Source organism: Shewanella sp. FJAT-52076, assembly GCF_019457455.1.
Classification (GTDB): domain Bacteria; phylum Pseudomonadota; class Gammaproteobacteria; order Enterobacterales; family Shewanellaceae; genus Shewanella; species Shewanella zhangzhouensis.
In genome coordinates this window covers 3,268,908-3,291,054 of the sequence record NZ_CP080415.1, presented here as the reverse complement: position 1 = coordinate 3,291,054, position 22,147 = coordinate 3,268,908, and the positions used below count along the sequence as shown (strand labels likewise).

The window sequence follows — 22,147 nt, the reverse complement described above, 5'->3', positions numbered from 1 at the left end:
AATTGCGTCAGAGGGTGAGGCGCTTGAGCATGGGGATTTCGCAGGCATCGTGGCCTGTGTTGCCCATGGGGGCGGTAAGGTGTTCAAAGCCCAATGATTCATAGAGCTTTACGGCTTCGTGAAGCACGGCCGTGGTTTCCAGGTAGCACTCCCTGTAGCCTTCCTGGCGGGCGAAGGCGAGGCTGTGGTTGGCAAGACGCCTGGCAAGGCCCTTGCCGCGGATCACCGGCAAAAAGTACATTTTTTGCAGCTCGCACACCCCGGGTTCACTGGCGAGTGGCGCAATGCCGCCGCCCCCCAGCACCTGGCCATCCTGACAAATCACCCAGTAGGCGGCGCCGGGTACACTGTAGACCTCACTGAGGCAATCCAGGGTCTTGTCGGCCACACCGTACCCCTTGTCCGGCGTCAGTCCGTATTCCGCTGATACTTCGCGGATCACTGCGGCAATGGCGGCGTCGTCCTCGGGTGTGAGTGGACGGATTTCAATGCCGTCCTGGGCCTTGGCCTGCACTATGGCTCGCTGAAAACGCCCCAATGCCAGGGCGATTTGTCCTGCTTCTTCGTCAGTCAGCTGGGCCAATACCTGTAGAAAATAGTTGTCCTGCTGCTCGTCGAGACGCTCGAGCATAGTTCGGCCCCTGGCAGTCAAACTGGCTTGCAGGCTGCGGCTGTCCCGCTGGTGTACCCGGGTTTCCACCAACTTTTTTTCCACCAGATGAGTCACGGCACGGCTGGCGTTGGATTTGTCGATATTCAGCAGTTGGGCGAGCTGTTTGATGGACAGGCTTTGCTGCCCCAGTTCAATGAGGGCGTGGGCCTGAACCGGGCTTAGGGGCAGTTTGCCAACGGCGCCCGCCAACATACCGAGTTGACGTATCAGTTGCCGTGAAAGCTGGCGGACTTCACGGGCCTGGGATTCCTGAACTTGGGTGCTTCTGACCATGTTGTGGTTTTTTTTGGTTGCGAATTACAACTAATCTAACAGTTTTTTAACCTTAGGCAAGAGGTGCGGTTGTTATTATCGATACAGCTCAGGGTACAACAGTGGCGCCATGGCGAGGATCAGGGCCTGGCGATAGCTGCTGCCACGACTCTCGGCGTTGTGGGTCAGTAAGCCGATGGCGCCCACATCCTGCTTGATGTTCACAGTATTGAACATTCTATCCATCACATGGCCCAGTTCTTCACCGGCCTGAAGGGCGGCATAAATCTGCCTTGGCAGGGGTAACTGGCTGCTTCGGCCGACCGACATCTCACCTGAGTCTGTCACTATGGCCACGTAGGCAAAGGTGGCAGGGCCGTCTTCCAGTTCGTCGACGCCACCTTCCATGGCTATGTAAAAGTGGGCGTTGCCCAGTTCGTGACAGGCCTTGGCACGGTTGATGGCGCCAAGGCGGGTATCAGCGGTATTCATGGGCTGGTCCGGTACGCCGGATGGCACGGATACACCGTGACATTCGACTTCGGCCTGTGGGTACAGGGCTTCGATGGCGCCTTTGGCGGCGGCAACCTTGATGGGGTTTTTGGAGCCGACCAGCACCTTGATGTTTGTTAATGTCATTGTGTTAATTATTTCCAACATGTAGACGTTTGTTTAAATGACTGTTTAAATGGTCCGAGGTGTTTTTGCTCGAAACGGACCGCTATTTTGGCGTCAGCGGCGAGTCAGGGCAAGCACCCTTCGGGATACGACATATGCTCCTCTTTTTTGCGTTCCTTTTTAAAGGGATACAGGGGTTCCTGTCGCAGGGAAGGGGATTCTAACGAGACTAATAATTATGACATTCAACAAACTCTTTATCGCCATGGGACTGGGCAGCATGATTTTGCTGACCGGCTGTAACGACAGCGACAACGACGCTGTGACGACACCTCCTTCCGACACGTCGCTGCAGGCCTTCGCGCCAGACGGAAAACTCTCAGTTAATATCCGCCGCACCTCTTACGGGGTTCCCCATATCAAAGCCGACAACCTGGAGAGCCTAGGCTTCGGTAATGGCTATGTGCAGGCACAGGATAACCTCTGCATTCTGGCGGATGGCTTTATCAAGGCCAACTCAGAGCGCTCGCTGTATTTTGGCCCGCATGCCAGCCTGGACTTCACCACGGGTATGCCGAAATCTGAAGATAACGGCAATCTTATCAGTGATTTTGCCTATAAGGCATTGAAGATAAGGGCGCTGGCGGAGGCCAAGTGGCCCAGTTTCAGCGACAATTCCCGCGCCCTGATCTCGGGTTTTGTTGCCGGTTATAACCAGTACCTCAGTGATGTGGCCGAAGGTAAAGAGCAGGCCGAACCTTTCTGTGCAGGTCAGCCCTGGGTGAAGCCCATAGTACCGGAAGATGTGGTGACTTATCTCTTCTCCATTGCCCTCTTGCCCGGTGCCGCCAACTTCCTCGACCTGATTTTTTACGCTAACCCCGGCGATGGCACCGAATACCTGCCGCGTATCGTGGGGCCGGCCGCTGTTACCGCGTCTGCCAAGTCGGCGCCTGCTTCGGCCGCCACCAAGGCGTTTGCGGATGATGTAAACCAGCGCCTCATTGCCCGCGCCGCGCGCATTCAAACGCCGGACACCAACCCAAGGGATCTGGGGTCCAATGGCTGGGGCCTTGGCAAGGATAAAACCGAAAGCGGCCGTGGCATGGTGCTTGGCAACCCCCACTTCCCCCACACGGGTAACCTGAGATTCTGGCAATCACATGCCACCATCCCCGGTCATCTGGATGTGATGGGCGGCTCTTTGGTGGGCATGCCGGGTCCCATCAACATTGGCTTTAACGAAAACCTTGCCTGGACGCACACCTTCTCCACTGCCGAGCATTTTATTGTGTATCAGTTGGAGCTTAAGTCAGGTGACCGGATGCAATATCTGGTGGACGGTGAAGCCAAAAATGTTCACGAGGAAACCGTGCAGGTGCTGGTGAATGCCGGACCTGCGGGCATTCTGGTGGCGGAAAAAGAGGTGTACTACACAGATGATGCCGTGATGATAGAGGCCCCTGCCAATCTCGCGCCCTTTGGCTGGGATGATGGCCAGGCCTTTATGCTCAAGGATGCCAACATGGCCAATATGGACCCGCTGGATCACTGGCTGGCCATGAACCTGGCCACCAACAAGGATGAGTTCCAGCAGGCATTCAAAGACCATGATGGTGTCATCTTCAACAACACCATGTACGCCGATAAAGAGGGTAACGCCTTCTACATCGACGACTCCACAGTGCCCGGCTTGTCCGATGCAGCCGTGATGTTGCTGCGCACCGAGCAGGCCATTCGTGATGCCCGCGCTCAGGCCGGTTTTACCATATTGCCGGGGAACACTTCGCTTTTTGCCTTCGATGGTCCCATGCCATACAACAGGGCGCCCAAGCTTGAGCGCAGCGACTTTGTACAAAACTCCAACAACTCCTTCTGGTCAACCAACCTTGCGTCACCACTGGAGTTCTTCTCGCCCATGTATGGCCCGGAGCGTGGCCGCTTAACCCTGCGTACCCGCATGGGGCTTAAGCTGATGGCTGAGGCCGGTGGCAGCGATGGCAAGTTCAACCTCGACGAGCTGGAAGCGGCGGTGCTGGGTAACCACAGCTACCTGGCCGAGATGGTGTTGCCGGAATTGCTGGCCCAGTGTGATGCCCAGGGTTCTACCCCTGTGATGCTGGCAGAGGGCGTGTCCAAAGACATCAGCGCTGCCTGCGATGCCTTGACGCGCTGGAACGGCAAACAGGATAACGACAGCATTGGTGGGGCGCTCCTGCGTGAGTTTGCCCATAACTTCAGCGAAGACACCATGCTGACCGTCCCCTTTGATTTCACGGCTGCGGCATCTACGCCTAATACCCTGGCCACCGATGGCAGTGCCCTCAGGGCGCTGGCGCTGGCGGCACTGAACCTGGAGAACGCCGGTTTTGCCGTGGATACCCCTCTGGGCAATGTGCAGTTTGTGGAGCGCTCGCTGCCCAACGGTTTGCCAAGCGGACAGCGTTTGCCATGGCCCGGCAGTCACAACGCCGAGGGCGGTTTTAACGTGTTTTCCACCAGCACCAGCGGTGATGACACCCTTATCCCACAGCACAGCTATGCGCCATCCCTGGATGTGCTCAGCGGCAAGCCACTGCGCTCAGGGCTCACCGACAAGGGGTATCAAATTCGTTATGGCTCCAGTTGGATGATGGCGGTGAACTTTACCGATACCGGCGTGGATGCCCGTGGCATTCTGACTTACTCGGAAACCAGCAATATCCTAAGGCCTGAATTTGCCGACCAGACGCTACTGTATTCTACCCAGAAGCGCTTCCGTCCGTTCCTGTTTGCTGAAGCCGATATTGCGGCGGATGTAAAAGAGACGCTGGAACTTTCGGGCGACAGCATTCGTTAACATTTGCAGTAAACTGCACAGAAAAAAACCGGCCCCAAGGGCCGGTTTTTGTTTGCCAGACCCTGCTCACAGGCGCCCTTGTATCGGCTTGGTTGCCAGCGGTTAAGTGCGGGTTAAGAGATGGCAACTTAACTGAAAATAAATTACGTAATATGCGGGACCGCGATCCCAATATCAGCACTTGGTGAAATTTAATTACGAAAAATGGCCGTCGATCAAAGGCGGGCTCTTGCCTTTTGACTATCCTTGCCGCGAATTTTGAGTCGCACTCATACACCAGTGTCTATCACGACTCAGACCCCAACGTTTATCGCACCCCTGGTGCCAAGGTTGAGCCCATGTCCAACGAAACCCTCACAGCCCCTGCCACGCAGGCAAGCATCTCTTCCACAGTTTCACAGCCCAACAAAGCCATGCCCAGCAATGCCATGCCCTGGACGGCGCAGGATACCACCTGGATGCTGAGCCTGTTTGGCACCGCCGTGGGCGCAGGCATTTTGTTTTTGCCCATTAATGCCGGTATGGGCGGCTTCTGGCCGCTGGTGATGATGGCGCTCCTGATTGGCCCCATGACGTACCTCGCCCACCGGGGGCTGTCGCGTTTTGTGTGCTCTTCATCCATTGCCGGAAGCGATATCACCCAGGTGGTGGAAGAGCATTTTGGCAAGGGCGCCGGTAAAGCCATTACTGTGCTGTATTTCTTCGCGATTTATCCCATAGTGCTTATCTATGGCGTGGGTATTACCAACGTGGTCGACAGCTTTATGGTGAACCAGCTGGGCATGGAGTCGCTGCCGCGCTGGTTGCTCTCAGGCGTGCTTATCTTCGGCATGATGTCGGTGATGGTGGCCGGTGAAAAAATAATGCTCAAGGTGACCCAGTTTTTGGTGTACCCGCTGGTGGCGATTCTCGCCTTTATGTCGCTGTACCTCATGCCCAACTGGAACCTGGCCGCCGTCAGCGAAGTGCCTGCCGCCGGAGACTTCCTCGGTACCATCTGGCTGACCATTCCCGTGCTGATTTTCGCCTTTAACCACTCGCCCGCCATCAGTCAGTTCGCGGTGTCGCTTAAGCGAGACCATGGCAGCAATGCTTCCCGCAAGGCCGATATCATCCTGCGCAACACCGCCATGATGCTGGTGGGCTTTGTGATGTTGTTTGTGTTTTCCTGCGTGCTGTCCTTAAGCCCGGCGCAGCTGGCCGAGGCCAAGAGCCAGAACCTGCCGATTCTGTCGTACCTTGCCAACGTGTTCGACAGTGGTTTCGTCAGCTACTTTGGCCCCTTCATCGCCTTTGTGGCCATAGTGTCCTCTTTCTTCGGCCACTACATGGGCGCCAGCGAAGGCATGAGTGGCATTATCAAGAAACAGCTCGAAGGCAAGGGCAAGCCGGTCAACGAAGCCAAACTGAACCGCTTTATCCTGGGCTTTATGTTCCTGACTATCTGGGCGGTTGCCGTGATTAACCCCAGTATCCTCGGCATGATTGAAGCCCTCGGCGGCCCCATTATTGCCGCCATCCTGTACCTGATGCCCATGTACGCCGTGTATCGGGTGCCAGCGCTCAAGGCCTACCGTGGCCGCATCAGCAATATCTTCGTGATAGTTGCTGGTTTGCTGTCGATGACTGCCATCCTCTACGGTCTGGCGGCCTGAGTTGATTCAAGGGCGGCCCATGGCGTCGCCTCTGCGTTTGGAGCCTTCCATGTTCAGTACCTTTGATATTTACAAGATTGGTATCGGGCCTTCGAGTTCCCATACAGTCGGGCCCATGAAGGCTGCAAAAGCCTTTGTGTATATGCTTGAGAATCTTAATCTTTCAGGCCGGGTCGATAGCCTGAAAGCCGATGTGTACGGGTCGCTGTCGCTCACCGGCAAGGGCCACCACACCGACATCGCAATTTTGTTGGGGTTGATGGGCAACAGCCCTGAAAGCGTGGATATCGATGCGATTGCTGTCACCATAGCCGCCGTGAATGAGACTGAAACCCTGTGGCTTGAAAGTGGCAGACCAGTGCGCTTTGCCCGTGATGCCATGGTGTTCCATCCCCATGCTTTGCCACTGCATGAAAACGCCATGACCTTAAGCGCTTTTGCAGGGGATGAGCTGCTGGCAGCCAACACCTACTACTCCATCGGTGGTGGCTTTGTGGTGGAAGAGGCCGACTTTGGCAAGGCTCAGGTCGGTGAGACCTTGTTCCCGTATCCTTTCGAGGATGCCGAGCGGCTGGTACAGCTTTGCCGCGCCGAAGGAGTAAGCATTTCTACCCTGATGTTGGCCAACGAAAAGGCCTGCCACAGTGAAGAGTACATTTACCGCGGATTTCGCGATATCTGGCTGACCATGAAGCAGGCAATCGACCGAGGCTGCCATACCGAAGGTGTGCTTGCCGGGCCGCTGCGGGTACCTCGCCGGGCCCCGGCGCTGCTTAAGCAGCTGGAAACCAGCGGCCGTATCAGTGCCGATCCCATGGAAATTGTGGATTGGGTGAACCTGTTTGCATTGGCAGTGAGTGAAGAAAACGCCGCCGGTGGCCGGGTGGTGACGGCGCCCACCAATGGCGCGGCCGGGATTATTCCGGCGGTGATGGCCTACTTTGACCGCTTTATTCAGCCCCTTGGGCAAAAGGAATACAGCCGCTTTTTGCTGGCATCTGCTGCCATTGGCAGTCTGTATAAGCGCAATGCCTCTATCTCTGGCGCCGAGGTGGGCTGTCAGGGTGAAGTGGGCGTCGCCTGCTCCATGGCGGCGGCGGGCCTGGCTGAACTCATGGGCGCCAGCCCGGCGCAGGTGTGTATGGCGGCCGAAATCGCCATGGAACATAACCTGGGACTGACGTGCGACCCGGTGGCCGGTCAGGTGCAGGTGCCCTGTATCGAGCGCAATGCCATTGCGGCGGTAAAAGCCGTGAATGCGGCGCGCATGGCGCTGCGGCGCACATCAGACCCGCGGGTGAGCCTAGATAAGGTGATTGCCACCATGTACGAAACCGGTAAGGATATGCACGCCAAGTACCGTGAAACCAGCCTGGGCGGCCTTGCCATCAAGGTCACCAGCATTTGTGACTAAACTGAAAAAGGCCATCAACGATGGCCTTTTTTATATAAAATTAACCGGTTATCAGCTCTTTGGCTTTTCTTCGTACATCAGGTAATAGCTCTTTTCCATGCCAAGGGCCTCGTAGGTGCGCTGGGCATTGGCATTTTCCTGCTCCACATAGAGACGGAAACTGGCGGCGCCGCCTTCGGCTGCGGCCATGTCTTTAACCGCCTGATAAAGACGGCTGTAGATGCCTTTGCGTCTGTGCTCAGGGCGAATGTAGACGCTTTGGATCCAGTAGTAATCTTTGGCGCGCCAGTCACTCCACTCGAAGGTCACCATCAGGGAGCCGGCAATCTCACCATCGATATCGGCCACCAGATAAAAGCCCTTGGCCGGGTTTTCCAGCAGGGTGGAGACGCCCTTGGTGAGGGTGGCTGTATCGAGCTGCAATCCTTCGGTTTCCATGGCCATGGCCTGGTTAAAGTTGACGATATCGGTTAAGTCGGCCGCCACAGCCTTGCGTATGTTCATCGGTCATTCCTGTTATTGTTTTAGAGCCGCTAATCTAGCACAGGGACACCCGCTTATGCAGCCTGCGGGAGAAGAACGGACACTTCGGCTTGATAACGGAGAGCTCCGCCTGATAACGGAGAGCGCCGCCTGATAAAGGAGAGTTATGTCTGATCACCAAGAGTTCCGCCTGATGTAATCGAAAACGGGGAGCTCGGCCATGAAGGTAAAAATGTCGGCCGCCCTGCATTCGACTAAAGTCGAATGCGACTACACTTAGCTAAGGTCTGAGACAGGTGTGAATTTCGGGGGATCCTATGGCCAAGCGTACCCGTGTTGCGCGTCCAAAGTTTTTTTCTAAGTCACATCAAATAGATAATTCGTTATACTACCAGGAAGAGCCGGGTATTCAGCACCCTCTGCATTTTTGCCTGACGCTGGCGACCTTCGGATTGTGGGGCCTGGTGTGGTGGTATCTTATCCTTAAACAACAGGGCAAACGCGACATACTCACGGGCTTCGATGATGATTATTGGAGTTATCTGATTGAGCGTGAGCAGCCGCCGGCGGCCCTGTATCCTCAAAGATTCAATGCCGGGCAGCGCGGGACTTTTGATGCCTGAGGCCTGCTAACTTGTGAGGCCGATCCTCACGCCTTGCCACAGCAAATGTTAATATTCGCGTTCGGCTATCTGATGCCGAGCGCGCCGGGAAGGATGCTTAGCGTGCCCCTTTGGCAAGTTACATAAGGTTCTGTATGTCTGCTACTCCACCCGCTAATTTGTGGCGCCGCTGGTGCGCCGTGCCCCTGTGGCTGCAAATCCTCACCGGTATGTTGCTCGGTATTGGTGTTGGCCTTGTCCTTGGACCCGACGCCAGTGCCCTGAAACCCATAGGCACCCTGTTTGTAAACACCATCAAGATGCTGATAGTGCCCTTGGTATTTTGCTCGTTGATTGTGGGTGTTACCTCGATGCAGGATACCGCCCGCATGGGGCGCATCGGTTTCAAGTCCTTCGCCTTTTATCTGGCTACGACCGCCATTGCCATCTCGGTGGGCCTTATGGTGGGTTGGCTGCTTGAGCCTGGTGCGGGTCTGAGCCTCGAAGGTCATGATCTGAGTGCGGAAGTGAAAACGGCACCCTCAGTGATGGACACCCTTATCAACATAGTGCCCACCAACCCGGTGGCGGCCCTGGCCAGTGGTCAGATTTTACAGGTGATTGTTTTCGCCGTGGCCCTGGGGGTGGCGCTGGTGCTGATTGGTGACCATGGTAAGCCAGCCATCAAGGTGTTCGAGAGCCTTGCCGAAGCCATGTATAAACTCACCGACATGGTGATGAAGCTTGCCCCCTATGGCGTATTTGGTCTGATGGCCTGGGTCGCAGGCGAGTACGGCATAGATATGTTGCTGCCGCTGATTAAGGTGATTGTTGCTGTGTATCTGGGCTGTGCCCTGCATATTCTGGGCTTCTACTCCTTGGTGCTGAAGCTGGTTGCCGGACTCAATCCCATCCAGTTTTTCAAAGGGATCAGTAACGCCATGGCGGTGGCTTTTACCACCTCCAGCAGCGCGGGCACCCTTCCTGCCAGCATGAAGTGCGCCAGCGAGTATCTTGGCGTAAACAAGAAGATTTCCAGCTTTGTGCTGCCCCTTGGCACCACCATCAATATGGACGGTACGGCCCTGTATCAGGGGGTGACAGCGCTCTTTGTGGCGCAGGCCTTTGGTGTGGACTTAACCTGGGTCGATTACCTCACCATAGTGCTGACTGCCACCCTGGCATCCATTGGCACTGCCGGGGTACCGGGGGCCGGGCTTGTGATGCTGACGCTGGTGCTGACCACGGTGGGCTTGCCCCTTGAAGGGGTGGCCATTATCGCCGGTATCGACCGGATTCTGGACATGGCCCGCACCGTGGTGAATGTGTCCGGCGACCTGGTGGCGACCACTGTGATTGCCCGCTCAGAAGGGGAAATTGATATCGCCCACTATAATGCCGACATGGAAACCAGTGCCGAGATGGCACAGGCACGGGAAGAAGTCTGATTGACTGAGCAGAGTTGATGCATGACAAAAGCCCCGCTTGAGCGGGGCTTTTTGCCGTGAGCGCTGAGGCGTACATTCGCTGGCAGACTTTGTTAATTGGGCCTGGTCAATGACGTTTGGCCAGCAGAACGCTCAGAGGCGGCTTAAAATCAGCAGCACTTTTCCTTCGCTGTCGAACAGGCGTAACTTACCTTCGGCTTCGTCCAGCTTTCTGACCCTGGGCAGGGCGTCGGCGACTCTGGCTTCCTGATCCATCAGGGCATCGACACAGGCCTTGCGGGTGGTGCCCGAAGGGGTCAGCAGCAACTGATTGCCTTGCAGTTTAAAACTGCCAAAAAAGTTATTGCAGCTGTTGTTGCCAAGGAGTTTATTGCCCTCTTCAAATACCAGTTTTGCGGGGCTGTAGTCGATGACAGGGCGATCTTTCACCTGTTCTATGTGCCAGCTTCCGAGCAAATTGAATTCAACAGCGTCAGAATAAGGGGATGATTGGCAGCCCACCAGCGCCAGTGCGCTGGCCATCAGGGCAAATTTCTTGATCATGCGGGTTTCCATACTGTACTTTGACGGGCGACGTCGGCATGCCGCCATTCAGGGGCGATTATGTGGTGGAACAGATGAAAAGTGTAATGAAATTTCTGAAAATCCTGCATTGGCTTGGTCTGACCATGGTACTTGGCGGAGTTTGGCTCTATCTGGGTACAGAGCTGACAGCGCAGGTCACTGGTATGCTGTGGGCGTCAGTTTTGTTGGGGCTGGGGTTGGTGTTGATGTCCCCTTTTCCGGTTGTGCTCGTAATCGAGTGGGCCAGGGGACAATCAAGCAGCTGAGGTACGAAAGCTCTTTCGCTTTCCTCAGGAGACTAAGCGTCGGGAGGTGTGGTGTCTTCGCTACTTTGGGGTTTGGGATACAGGCGAGTGCGGACTTTTTCCAGTTCGTCTCTGGCTTCTGCGAGCATGGGCGCCAGCTCAAGATGCGAATCCGGGGTAAAAAATTTGTGCCCCGTCATCACCCGCTGATCTTCCAGTTTGCGGCCGAATTGTTTGTGCAGCCGGGTCACCAGTGAGTCCAGGTTGGCTTCACTGTCAACAAAGGCCAGCAGGACGATTTGTTCCCCGATTCGGGCCGCAACGTCCGCTTCCCTGAGGTTTTCAAATACCACCTGTGCCAGGGTACGCAGTTTTTCCTGTGATTCTTCGGCCTCGTACTGAGTGCCATTTTCCATGACCACCAGCCCGGCATGGGAGCCCAAACGTCGGCTCAAATTGAGCTGTCTGGGTGCCATCAAATTAAAGCCGTTGTCATTGAGCATCTGCGTGGATTCATCCTGCAGCGACATATGTTCAAGGCGACTCATCTGGCGCAACACATTCAATTCACTCTCGAGCAGCGACAGCATGGGCTCTGCCAGCGTCCGGCCGCTGTCGATGTTGGGGGGTAGTTTGTCACACACCAGCAGCACTGCGCCAAAGGGGCTGCCACCGGGCCAGCTCAGGGAAAACTCAATCAGTCCGTGATGCCAAATGCCTTCATAGGGCAGCTCAGTATTGGTCAGTCGCTGTTTGAGGTTGTCTATGGGTTCAATGGCGCCCAGGGTCAGGCCGAGGTTTTTATGTTGTTTCAGGGTAAGGATTTTGGCGTCGCCAGCTTGGTACTGCACTATGGCGCAGGCACTGGCTTTAAACAGCTGACACAACAGCTGCGTCAAGTGCTGCCATCGGGATTCATCGATGGCAGTGTTGGGAGAATCAAATAACCAAGTTACAGGTTCAGACATAGGGTATTCAAATGTGTAATTGTTGTTATTCCGTAATACGTTAGTCGCGAACCGCTTAAAAAGCCAGTCTGGGCTGCAAACCGGGTTATTGGGTGAGGGTCGCCAATTGAAGTTCTGCGGCCTTTGCCTTTTGCTCTTGTTGCCAGGATTGCAGGTTTTCTTTGGCCAACATCAGCATGGGGCCGAGCTTGCTGCCTGAATCCGGCGAGAAAAATCGAAAACTGTAATCCAGTTTAATAGTCGGCTCCTGCTGGGCTAGTTGGCGTTCAACCCGCTGCACAATATGGTTGAGGTCCCTTTCATTGTCCAAAAACGCCAGCACCACAAACAAGGTATCGCTGTAATGGGCAGCTATGTCGGCGGTGCGGATGGTGTGCTGTATGATACCGCCGAGCAGGCGGTGATGTTTTTCGTTGAGATCGGCGTCGGGGCTTTGTTGCTGCAATTCAAAAAACAAAATGCCTGCATGAGCCCCGAAACGGCGGCCAAGGTTCAATTGTCTTGGTGCCATCATGATAAAACCGTAGTGGTTTAACATGCCGGTTTCCCTGTCCCGCATTGAAAGGGATTCCACCCTGTGACTTTGGCACAGCAACGCCAGGTCTTGCTGCAACAGGATTTGAAATGGCTCCAGCATCAGACTGTTAATGGTCTGGTTTTCGACCCGCTTGTGGGAGAGCACGCACAAACAGCCAAAGATTGAGCCATCGGGCCAGAGAATGGGGCGGGCAAGCAGTCCCAGACAGCTGTCAAAATCGGTGGGTAAGTCACCTGCATGGTATTTGGACAAATCCAGTGATACACCATCGGGCAGGGCATTGACCAAATCCAGAAACAGCGGCGTGTCCCGGTCAAACATTTGCCCTGAGGTAAAGTGGGGCAGGCTGGCGATGGCACTGACGAGTACCTCAAAACCGAGCGACACCCTCTGCACCACAAACACATAGTCGGCTTCGTAATAGCGTTTGATGAGCTCACACTGATGCATCCAACGAACCAGATTGACCTGGGGGCTGTCGGACTCCAGCAGGCTGGCATGGGGATTGATGGTTTCAGGCAACATAAAGGCAGTACCTTTCACTGGGAACTGTCATACAGTGTGGTCACGAACCGCAGGAACCGCAAATTAAAGGTCGATATTGATTGTTGGCTTTCTTAGGGCTAACTCCCTGTATAATGAATGCTTTCCAAAGGAGAACCAGAGATGCAGATACGGCAGGCAACCCCGGGTGATATTGAGCATCTGGTACGGCTTGAACAGCGTTATGGCCGGGATGAACTGGGTGATAATGATGCCCGCCTGGAGGCGCAGCTCAATGGTCGTCGGGAGTTTACCCTTCTGATTGCAGAGCATTTGGTCGTCGTGGCAGAAGATGCGGGGCAAATCATGGCCTATGCCATCGTTGCCGACGAAGGCTTTTATCTGGGGCAGGTTTTTTATCGCAAGCTTTTTCAGCGACTTGGAAGTTATCAGCAGTCAAACCCTGGGCAACGAGGCGGCGCGGGAAAACACTCAGCCGCAGGCTGCTATGGCCCTGTGTGGGTGGACAGTCGCTATCGCGGCAAGGGCGTCTTCGGTGCCCTGTTTGACAAGGTGCTGGAACTATCCAACGGGCGTTACTCGCCTTTGTTTACCTTTATTGCTGAAGAGAATCAGCACTCGCTGAACGTCCATGTGAAGCGCGCCGGGATGGAGGTCCTGGACTTTTTTGAGGATGGGGGAAGAGGCTTTTATCTACTGAAGTGCCCCGAATGAGCGTTCACTCCACGGACTGTCGCAGCCGCAATTTATAGGTTAAGTTTAGGTTACGAGCAGCCATACTGTACGACGGCCTATGCAGGTAAATTTTCAGTTGTTTGATCGCAGCTTTCTGTTGGCAGTGCGCGAGTCCTTTATTGCACTGTTACCGTTTCTGCTTATTAATGCGCTGCTGGCGCTTTTTCCTGTACTTGCCACTGCGCTGGCCCCTGAATTGTCGGTATACGATGCCTTTCATTGGTTTGAAGGGATAAGCGATACGCTCGGGCGGCTTTTTCCGCTGCTGGCCATGTTGTCGCTGTCGTACCACTTTGCCAAGTATCTGGATATTTCGGCGGTGGCCTCGGCCACCCTGTCCCTTTGCATCATCTTTTCGCTGCATGTGCACACCAGTGGTGGGCTGGTGTTCAGCGATTATTTGCTGGAGGTACTGGGTGACCCGCGCATGGTGATTACCCCCATATTGGCCGCCTACATCATGCGGCACTTCTTAAAGTTCCCCCAGTTACATATGGTGCGAAGTGCCGAAATCAGCGCGTATTTGAGTCAGCACCTGAACCTGATTATTCCCATGGTGCTGACTTATACGCTGGTGGTTCTCATCCTTAAGGCCATGAGCATGCTGTTAGTGCTGGGTATTTCTCCCATGGTGGATGCGGTGGGTGAGTTCGGCCCCATGGGACAGATTATTTTCAGGGTGCTGCTGACACACATACTCTGGTGTTTTGGGGTTCATGGCGATAATGCCTTTCTGCTGCTGATTGGCGATGACAATGGTCTGCAATACCTGGCACCCAACCTGACCTTCAGCGAGTTTATGGATCTCTTTGTGCTGCTGGGCGGCAGTGGTGCCACCATCCCGTTGCTGATAGCCATCTTTTTGGAAAGCCGCGACGAGCAGAGCCGGCATCTGGCCAAAATTGCCGTGCCTTTCTCCGTGGTAAACATCAATGAAATTTTGATTTACGGCTTGCCCATCGTTTTTAACCTGCGCCTCGCGATTCCCTTTGTGCTGTTGCCCTGCCTGAATGTGCTCATTGCCTGGATGGCGATTTCCGCAGGCTTTTTGAGTTTTGATGGCAAACCCTTCCCCTGGGTGACGCCACTGTTTTTGAATGGCTGGATTGCGTCGGGCGGTTTTGCTGTGGTGGCGCTGCAGCTCTTTTTGGTCACGGTTGGTGTATTCATTTACCGGCCATTTATTCGCAAGTACAGCACCTTCACCGATGCCAATCAGTACGATAGAGAGCTCATTAAACGTACCGAGTTACAAAAGGATATTGAGCGCATGTCCGAGCGGCAGTATAGCCGTAATCAGTCAGAAACCCTTGCTGCCAGTCGCAATCTGGAGCGGACGGTTCGCGAAGTACTGAGCGGTGAGCTGCTGGTGCACTACCAGCCAAAACTCAAGCTGCCGGGCAGGGAGGTGGTTGGTTTCGAGGCGCTTTTGAGGCTTAAGGATGCCGACGGCAATATAAAGGGCCCCTGGTTTATTGATAATTTTCAACGTGCCGGGTACTCCCACGTGATAGACCGTTTTGTGATTAGTACGGTGGCGGAGGATTTGAGGCGCTGGCAGGCAGCGGGCTTTTCGCCCAAGGTCAGTATCAATCTCGATCCCAACAACTTAAACGATGTGCTGATGCTCGACAGGCTACGCACTACGTTGGGGGAATTTGCCCATCAGGTTGAAGTGGAAATCCTCGAACGGGCATTTATGCGGGATATGCAAGGCATCAACCGCGCCATCGCCCAGTTGCAGGCGTTGGGGTTCCGATTCTTGCTGGATGACTTCGGCACGGGATTTTCCAGTCTTAGTCTGTTGACTCAGATTTCGGTAGATGGCATCAAGCTTGACCGGAGTATCCTTGCCAAAACCGATACCGATCAGGGCAGGGTGCTTTACCGGCAAATTTGCCAGCTGTGTAAGTCGTTAGGGTTCCAGTTGGTGGCCGAGGGCGTCGAAACCCCATCAGAGGCGAGCTTCGTCGGTGATGCCGGTGTGGATTATGTCCAGGGTTGGTTGTTTGCCAAGGCATTGCCTCAAGCCCAGGCAATGGAATATGCGCTCAATCATGGCAAAATAACCCCTAACGATTTGGACATCATTTGACACTATGCAACATATTCAACAGCTGTTAATGCCTTACCAACAACATGCGCTTGGCGCCTGGGACAGATTGCGCCTCGGTTACAGCCTCTGCGTGCATGGGGGCGTCGAAGTTAAGGCCTTTCGAGGCGGTGAGCCTCAGGCTTATTGGCTGCAAGTACCCGAAGGCTATGTGCATTGCGGCACTGTTCATTCGGTGGAGACGGCTTGGCAGTGGGACATCACGCCGGATGGCACTCTGGAGCCACTGAGGTTGGAAGCCGTGCCCGAAAGCCAGTTGGGATTTTTATTGGTGCAGGCGGCGCACTTCGACCACTGCTATTAGTTGACCTCGGCCACCAACAGACCGTTGCTTCGGGCTGACCATAGCCACTGAGTGAGTTGTGTCGGTGTGAGGTACCAACGGGGTGAGCCAGAAACAAAAAAACCGCCGAAAGGCGGTTTTTTTATGGGCGAGCGTCTGATTACAGACCCGCGTCCGCGCGCAGCGCTTCTGCCTTGTTGGTTTGTTCCCAAGGGAACTCGTTACGGCCAAAGTGACCGTAAGCGGCAGTGGCCTGATAGATAGGACGTGCCAGGTTCAGCATTTCGGTCAGGCCGTATGGGCGCAGGTCGAAGTGCTGGCGTACCAGGGCGATGAGCTTATCTTCTGGCAGCTTACCGGTACCGAAGGTCTCGATGCTGATAGACGTCGGCTCGGCAACACCGATGGCGTAGGACACCTGGATTTCACAGCGGTCAGCGAGACCCGCGGCCACGATGTTTTTGGCAACATAGCGGGCGGCGTAGGCAGCTGAGCGGTCAACCTTGGATGGGTCTTTACCGGAGAAAGCACCGCCACCGTGACGGGCCATGCCGCCGTAGGTGTCAACGATGATCTTACGACCAGTCAGACCACAGTCGCCCATTGGGCCACCGATAACGAAACGACCGGTTGGGTTGATAAAGAACTTGGTGTCTTTGTTCAGCCACTGGGCAGGTACCACAGGCTTGATGATGGTTTCCATCACACCTTCCACCAGATCAGACTGAGACACAGAGTCACAGTGCTGGGTAGAGAGTACGATGGCATCGATACCCACAATCTTGCCTTCGTCATAGGCGAAGGTCACCTGGGACTTGGCGTCGGGGCGCAGCCAGGACAGGGTGCCGTCTTTACGGACTTCTGACTGACGCTTCACCAGTGCGTGAGCGTAAGTGATTGGGGCTGGCATCAGCACGTCGGTTTCGTTGCTGGCGTAGCCGAACATCAGGCCCTGGTCACCGGCGCCCTGTTCACGTGGGTCAGCACGGTCAACACCCTGGTTGATGTCAGGAGACTGCTTACCAATGGCGCTCAGTACCGCGCAGGAATCGGCATCGAAGCCCATGTCTGAATGCACATAGCCGATTTCACGTACGGTTTTACGGGTCAGTTCTTCGATATCGACCCAAGCAGAGGTAGTGATTTCGCCACCGACCATCACCATACCGGTTTTCACGTAGGTTTCGCACGCTACGCGGGCCTTGGGATCCTGCTCCAGGATTGCGTCAAGCACAGCATCGGAAATCTGGTCTGCAATTTTATCGGGATGACCTTCTGAGACCGACTCAGAGGTAAACAAGTGTTTTGCCATGTTTGGAAAATCTCGACTTTTTAAGCGTTAAACGTGTAGAAGCATCTACATCTAGACGGCCATTTTAGTTGAAATTACGTTCACGATCATCCCCCGGATCAGAAAATTTAGTGCCAATTGTGACCAAGATAGGAATGGGGAAGGGTACTGTTTTATAGAGAAAATCGATTACTTTAACAAATTCAGGGTGATAAAGGTCTGATGTGCTGTGGTTTATTCAATGCGTTTTTGTATGCGACCAGCGAAACAAGCCCCCAATAGCGCCTCACTGGTTTTGCCAGCCGTCAATATGGAAATTTAAATTTGCGTCCACAAGCCCTGTTAAGGGAAAATATGTGCCCACAATTGCCCGAAAAGCCTCAATACAAGCAGGAGAGAGCATGTCTCGTAAAGAACTCGCCAACGCTATCCGCGCACTCAGCATGGACGCCGTTCAAAAGGCCAACTCCGGTCACCCCGGTGCCCCCATGGGGATGGCAGATATTGCCGAAGTCCTTTGGCGCGGTCATCTGAAGCATAACCCCACCAATCCACAGTGGGCCGATCGCGACCGTTTCATCCTCTCCAATGGCCACGGCTCCATGCTGCACTACTCGCTGCTGCACCTGGCCGGTTATGACCTGTCTATTGAAGACCTCAAGCAATTCCGTCAGTTGCACTCACGCACTCCAGGCCACCCTGAGTACGGTTATGCCCCAGGCATCGAAACCACCACGGGTCCTCTGGGTCAGGGCATCACCAACGGCGTGGGTATGGCCATTGCTGAGAAAGTGTTGGCTGCTCAGTTCAACCGTGACGGCCACGACATCGTTGACCACTTCACTTACGTGTTCATGGGTGACGGCTGCTTGATGGAAGGTATTTCCCACGAGGCTTGCTCTCTGGCAGGCACCCTGGGTCTGGGCAAACTGATTGCCTTCTGGGATGACAACGGCATCTCTATCGACGGTCACGTTGAAGGCTGGTTTACCGACGACACGCCAAAGCGTTTCGAATCTTACGGCTGGCACGTGATTGCCGGTGTTGACGGTCACGACAGCGACGCCATCGATGCAGCCATCAAGGCGGCCAAGGCTGATCCTCGTCCAACCCTCATCTGCTGCAAAACCATCATTGGTTACGGCTCGCCAAACAAGTCCGGTTCACACGACTGCCACGGCGCGCCACTGGGCGATGCTGAAATTGCAGCCGCACGTGAGTTCCTGGGCTGGAAGCACGACCCATTCGTGATCCCTGCTGACATTTACGCCCAGTGGGATGCCAAAGAAGCCGGTATCGCCTCTGAGAAAGCCTGGGATGCCAAGTTTGCCGCGTACGCCGCTGCTTACCCAGAGTTGGCCGCAGAATACCAGCGCCGCGTGAACGGCGAACTGCCTGCCAACTTTGGCGCAGAAGCCCAGGCCTATATCGAGAAGCTGCAGAACAACCCTGCCAACATTGCTTCCCGTAAAGCCTCACAAAATGCCCTGGAAGCCTTTGGCGCCATGCTGCCTGAATTCCTTGGCGGCAGTGCCGACCTGGCCCCATCCAACCTGACCATGTACTCGGCTTCCAAGTCCATCACAGGTGATGACGCCAGCGGTAACTACCTGCACTACGGTGTGCGTGAGTTCGGTATGACCGCCATCATCAACGGTATCGCCCTGCACGGCGGTTTCGTGCCATACGGCGCTACCTTCCTTATGTTTATGGAATATGCCCGTAACGCCATGCGTATGGCTGCGCTGATGAAGGTGCAGAACATCCAGGTTTACACCCACGACTCTATCGGTCTGGGCGAAGACGGCCCGACTCACCAGCCAGTGGAGCAAATCGCTTCCCTGCGTGTGACCCCGAACATGAGCACCTGGCGCCCATGTGACCAGGTTGAGTCTGCTGTGGCCTGGAAATACGCCATCGAGCGCAAAGACGGCCCAACCTCGCTGATCTTCTCCCGTCAGAACCTGGCACAAATGCCACGCAGCGCCGAGCAGCTGGCCAATGTCGCCAAAGGCGGCTACGTGCTGGTAGACAGCGCTGCGGCGCCTGAGCTCATCATCATCGCCACCGGCTCTGAAGTTGAGCTGGCAGTGAAAGCCCAGGCCGAACTGACCGCCAAGGGCAAGCAGGTGCGCGTGGTGTCCATGCCATCCACCGACGTGTTCGATAAGCAGGATGCTGCGTATAAGGAAGCGGTACTGCCTGCCAGCGTCACAAAACGTGTGGCCGTGGAAGCGGGTATTGCCGATTACTGGTATAAGTATGTGGGTCTGAACGGCCGCATCATTGGCATGACCAGCTTCGGCGAGTCAGCGCCAGCCAATCAGCTGTTCGAAATGTTCGGCTTCACAGTCGACAAGGTGGTTGCCGCCGCCGAAGAGCTGCTGGGTTAATACTGACGCGAGCAAGGTGGCAGCCAGGCTGCCACCGGTCTGACCGGCGTTGCCGGTCAGCCTCTGTCGGCAGGGGAGCCGACAGGGTTTTCACCCTCCCCAGAGGATTTGCTCACCACTATGATCCGTGTTGCTATCAATGGTTATGGCCGCATCGGCCGCTCCGTACTGAGGGCGCTTTATGAGTCCGGCAAACGGGGCCAGATGCAGCTGGTCGCCATTAATGAACTGGCCAAGCCCGAGGCCATAGTTCACCTGACCAATTACGACACCACCCACGGCCGTTTCCATACCCGTGCCAGCTTCAATGAAGGCATGATGCACCTTGGAGATGACGCCATCCGCTTGCTGGCCGTTGAAGATGCCGCTGCGCTGCCCTGGCAGGAGCTGGATGTGGATTTGGTGTTCGAATGCACAGGCGCCCTCAATGACAGGCAAAGCGCCGAAGCCCATATTCATGCCGGTGCCCGCAAGGTACTGATAAGCCATCCGTCTTCTGCCGATGTCGATGCCACCATCGTTTATGGTGTCAACGACGCCAGCCTCAAAGCCACAGATACCGTCGTTTCCAACGCCTCCTGCACCACCAACTGTCTGGTGCCGGTCATCGACGTGCTCGACCGTCACTTCGGTGTGAAGAGTGGCGCCATCACCACCATTCACTCGGCCATGAACGATCAGCAGGTGATTGATGCCTACCATGACGACCTGCGCCGCACCCGCGCCGCCAGTCAGTCGATTATCCCGGTGGACACCAAGCTTGCCCGCGGGATTGAGCGCATTTTGCCGCAGATGAAAGACAAGTTTGAGGCGATTTCGGTACGGGTGCCTACCATTAATGTCACCGCCATCGACCTTTCGGTGACCCTGGATACCCGGGTAGACATCGACACCGTCAACGCCGCGCTCAAAGCCGCCGCCGATGGCAGCGCCAGTGGCATACTGGGCTACACCGACGAGCCTCTGGTATCATGTGACTTTAACCATGACCCGCGCTCCAGCGTGGTGGATGGTACCCAGACCCGTGTCAGCGCCGGGCATCTGGTGAAAATGCTGCTTTGGTGCGACAACGAGTGGGGTTTTGCCAACCGCATGCTCGATACTGCCCTGGCCATGGCCGCTACAGAAGCTGATTGACCCTACAGGATAATGAAGAAGAGCAGGGACAAGCTTTTCTCACAAGAATTTGTTTTTGATTAAAAATAAGGAAGCAATACCATGACAATTATCAAAATGTCAGACTTGGATCTTAACGGCAAGCGCGTGCTTATCCGTGAAGATCTGAACGTGCCTGTGGCCGATGGCGTTGTCACCAGTGACGCCCGTCTGCGCGCCTCTTTGCCCACCATTAAGCTGGCGCTGGAAAAAGGCGCTGCGGTAATGGTGATGTCTCACCTGGGCCGTCCGACCGAAGGCGAGTACAACGAAGAGTTCTCCATGAAGCCTGTGGTGAACTACCTGACTGCAGCACTGGATTGCCCCGTGCGTCTGGTCAGCGACTACCTCGATGGCGTTGATGTGGCCGTTGGCGAAGTGGTTGTGTTCGAAAACGTGCGCTTCAACAAGGGCGAGAAGAAGAACGATGAGGCGCTGTCTAAGAAGATGGCAGCCCTGTGTGACGTTTACGTGATGGACGCCTTCGGTACCGCGCACCGCGCCGAAGCCTCCACCAACGGCGTGGGTCTCTACGCCCCTGTCGCCTGCGCCGGTCCGCTGCTTGCTGCTGAGCTTGATGCGCTCGGTAAGGCGCTGGACAACCCGGCCCGCCCGCTGGTGGCCATTGTGGGTGGCTCCAAGGTATCAACCAAGCTGACCGTGCTTGAGTCACTTTCCGGCATCGTTGACCAGCTGGTGGTTGGCGGCGGTATCGCCAACACCTTTATTGCCGCAGCCGGTAATCAGGTGGGCAAGTCGCTGTATGAAGCCGACCTGATTGATGAAGCCAAGCGTCTGGTGGCCAATGCCCAGAGCCGCGGCGGCGATATCCCTGTGCCGACCGATGTGGTGGTGGGTAAAGAGTTCAGCCCAACAGCCGCTGCTACCCTGAAAGATGTGAGCGACGTGGCCGCAGACGATATGATTTTCGATATTGGCCCCGACAGCGCCGAGGCCCTGGCCGCCATCCTCAAGAATGCCGGTACCATCGTCTGGAATGGCCCTGTGGGTGTGTTCGAATTCGACCAGTTTGGTGAAGGCACCAAGCGCATCGCCCAGGCGATCGCCGAGTCTTCAGCGTTTTCTATCGCCGGTGGCGGCGATACTCTGGCGGCCGTGGATAAATACGGTATCGCCGACAAGGTGTCTTACATCTCTACCGGTGGCGGCGCCTTCCTTGAGTTCCTCGAAGGCAAGGAGCTGCCAGCCGTGGCCATGCTCACCGCCCGTGGTGCCAAGGCATAACACTGCAACAAATTACTATTATTAAAAAAACCGCCTCCCGGGAGACCGGGAGGTATAAAAATCAGTCCAAACGATAGCGACCTCGGTGACCCAAGTTCAGCATGGATGTCACCCTATTAATGGAGTAAA

At 55.4% G+C, this 22,147-nt stretch carries 19 protein-coding genes; 12 read left to right on the top strand and 7 right to left on the bottom strand.

Features of this window, described 5'->3' with window-relative positions:
• Positions 1 to 7: 7 nt before the first annotated feature.
• Both K0H79_RS14465 and yjjX read right to left on the bottom strand, forming a co-directional pair.
• Complete coding sequence (locus K0H79_RS14465) at positions 8 to 946, bottom strand: bifunctional helix-turn-helix transcriptional regulator/GNAT family N-acetyltransferase (protein WP_220065424.1); 939 nt, start codon at positions 944 to 946, stop codon at positions 8 to 10.
• Positions 947 to 1,021: 75 nt separating this feature from the next.
• Positions 1,022 to 1,564, bottom strand: coding sequence for an inosine/xanthosine triphosphatase (gene yjjX, locus K0H79_RS14460; RefSeq protein ID WP_258405402.1), 543 nt, complete (start codon positions 1,562 to 1,564; stop codon positions 1,022 to 1,024).
• A 217-nt stretch (positions 1,565 to 1,781) separates the two neighbouring features.
• Between yjjX and K0H79_RS14455 the strand changes: the two genes are divergently transcribed.
• The 3 genes from K0H79_RS14455 (at position 1,782) to K0H79_RS14445 (ending at position 7,451) form a co-directional block, all read left to right on the top strand.
• On the top strand, positions 1,782 to 4,382 hold the full coding sequence (locus K0H79_RS14455; RefSeq protein WP_220076271.1) for an acylase: 2,601 nt from the start codon (positions 1,782 to 1,784) through the stop codon (positions 4,380 to 4,382).
• Positions 4,383 to 4,795: 413 nt separating this feature from the next.
• A complete protein-coding gene (locus tag K0H79_RS14450; RefSeq protein ID WP_220078174.1) occupies positions 4,796 to 6,037 on the top strand; it encodes a serine/threonine transporter in 1,242 nt (413 codons plus the stop codon).
• A 49-nt stretch (positions 6,038 to 6,086) separates the two neighbouring features.
• Positions 6,087 to 7,451 (top strand): L-serine ammonia-lyase, encoded by a 1,365-nt coding sequence (locus tag K0H79_RS14445; protein WP_220078173.1) that lies wholly within the window; start codon positions 6,087 to 6,089, stop codon positions 7,449 to 7,451.
• A gap of 51 nt (positions 7,452 to 7,502) precedes the next feature.
• Here the strand turns inward: K0H79_RS14445 and K0H79_RS14440 are convergent, their stop codons facing one another.
• Positions 7,503 to 7,955, bottom strand: coding sequence for a GNAT family N-acetyltransferase (locus K0H79_RS14440; protein ID WP_220065421.1), 453 nt, complete (start codon positions 7,953 to 7,955; stop codon positions 7,503 to 7,505).
• Between the two features lie 296 nt (positions 7,956 to 8,251).
• On the opposite strand from K0H79_RS14440, the gene K0H79_RS14435 reads away from it, so the two are divergent.
• Positions 8,252 to 8,557: a hypothetical protein gene (locus tag K0H79_RS14435; protein ID WP_220076270.1), complete on the top strand. Its 306-nt coding sequence runs from the start codon at positions 8,252 to 8,254 to the stop codon at positions 8,555 to 8,557.
• A gap of 134 nt (positions 8,558 to 8,691) precedes the next feature.
• A complete protein-coding gene (locus K0H79_RS14430; protein ID WP_220076269.1) occupies positions 8,692 to 9,984 on the top strand; it encodes a dicarboxylate/amino acid:cation symporter in 1,293 nt (430 codons plus the stop codon).
• A gap of 132 nt (positions 9,985 to 10,116) precedes the next feature.
• Here K0H79_RS14430 and K0H79_RS14425 read toward each other — a convergent pair whose 3' ends face one another.
• Positions 10,117 to 10,527 carry an META domain-containing protein gene (locus tag K0H79_RS14425; protein WP_220076268.1) on the bottom strand — a complete coding sequence of 137 codons (411 nt, stop codon included), beginning with the start codon at positions 10,525 to 10,527 and terminating at the stop codon, positions 10,117 to 10,119.
• 86 nt (positions 10,528 to 10,613) lie between these two features.
• Here K0H79_RS14425 and K0H79_RS14420 point away from each other — a divergent pair, with 86 nt between their 5' ends.
• Entirely contained in the window at positions 10,614 to 10,814 is a 201-nt protein-coding gene (locus K0H79_RS14420; protein ID WP_258405401.1) for a hypothetical protein, read from the top strand.
• Positions 10,815 to 10,846: 32 nt separating this feature from the next.
• Here the strand turns inward: K0H79_RS14420 and K0H79_RS14415 are convergent, their stop codons facing one another.
• Positions 10,847 to 11,761 (bottom strand): GGDEF domain-containing protein, encoded by a 915-nt coding sequence (locus tag K0H79_RS14415; protein WP_220076267.1) that lies wholly within the window; start codon positions 11,759 to 11,761, stop codon positions 10,847 to 10,849.
• A gap of 85 nt (positions 11,762 to 11,846) precedes the next feature.
• Entirely contained in the window at positions 11,847 to 12,824 is a 978-nt protein-coding gene (locus tag K0H79_RS14410) for a GGDEF domain-containing protein (RefSeq protein ID WP_220078172.1), read from the bottom strand.
• A 141-nt stretch (positions 12,825 to 12,965) separates the two neighbouring features.
• Here K0H79_RS14410 and K0H79_RS14405 point away from each other — a divergent pair, with 141 nt between their 5' ends.
• The 3 genes from K0H79_RS14405 to K0H79_RS14395 all read left to right on the top strand — a co-directional run bounded on the left by K0H79_RS14405 (position 12,966) and on the right by K0H79_RS14395 (position 15,955).
• The gene (locus K0H79_RS14405; protein ID WP_220076266.1) at positions 12,966 to 13,517 is read left to right on the top strand and encodes a GNAT family N-acetyltransferase; all 552 of its coding nucleotides are present in this window, start codon (positions 12,966 to 12,968) and stop codon (positions 13,515 to 13,517) included.
• A gap of 79 nt (positions 13,518 to 13,596) precedes the next feature.
• The gene (locus K0H79_RS14400; RefSeq protein WP_220076265.1) at positions 13,597 to 15,633 is read left to right on the top strand and encodes an EAL domain-containing protein; all 2,037 of its coding nucleotides are present in this window, start codon (positions 13,597 to 13,599) and stop codon (positions 15,631 to 15,633) included.
• Positions 15,634 to 15,637: 4 nt separating this feature from the next.
• Positions 15,638 to 15,955, top strand: coding sequence for a hypothetical protein (locus K0H79_RS14395; RefSeq protein WP_220076264.1), 318 nt, complete (start codon positions 15,638 to 15,640; stop codon positions 15,953 to 15,955).
• Positions 15,956 to 16,094: 139 nt separating this feature from the next.
• Here the strand turns inward: K0H79_RS14395 and metK are convergent, their stop codons facing one another.
• Positions 16,095 to 17,246: a methionine adenosyltransferase gene (gene metK, locus K0H79_RS14390; RefSeq protein WP_203324716.1), complete on the bottom strand. Its 1,152-nt coding sequence runs from the start codon at positions 17,244 to 17,246 to the stop codon at positions 16,095 to 16,097.
• Between the two features lie 380 nt (positions 17,247 to 17,626).
• On the opposite strand from metK, the gene tkt reads away from it, so the two are divergent.
• The 3 genes from tkt to K0H79_RS14375 all read left to right on the top strand — a co-directional run bounded on the left by tkt (position 17,627) and on the right by K0H79_RS14375 (position 22,018).
• The gene (gene tkt, locus K0H79_RS14385) at positions 17,627 to 19,618 is read left to right on the top strand and encodes a transketolase (RefSeq protein WP_220065412.1); all 1,992 of its coding nucleotides are present in this window, start codon (positions 17,627 to 17,629) and stop codon (positions 19,616 to 19,618) included.
• A gap of 120 nt (positions 19,619 to 19,738) precedes the next feature.
• On the top strand, positions 19,739 to 20,755 hold the full coding sequence (gene epd, locus K0H79_RS14380) for an erythrose-4-phosphate dehydrogenase (protein WP_220076263.1): 1,017 nt from the start codon (positions 19,739 to 19,741) through the stop codon (positions 20,753 to 20,755).
• A gap of 81 nt (positions 20,756 to 20,836) precedes the next feature.
• Positions 20,837 to 22,018, top strand: coding sequence for a phosphoglycerate kinase (locus K0H79_RS14375; protein ID WP_220065410.1), 1,182 nt, complete (start codon positions 20,837 to 20,839; stop codon positions 22,016 to 22,018).
• The last annotated feature ends 129 nt before the right edge of the window (positions 22,019 to 22,147 follow it).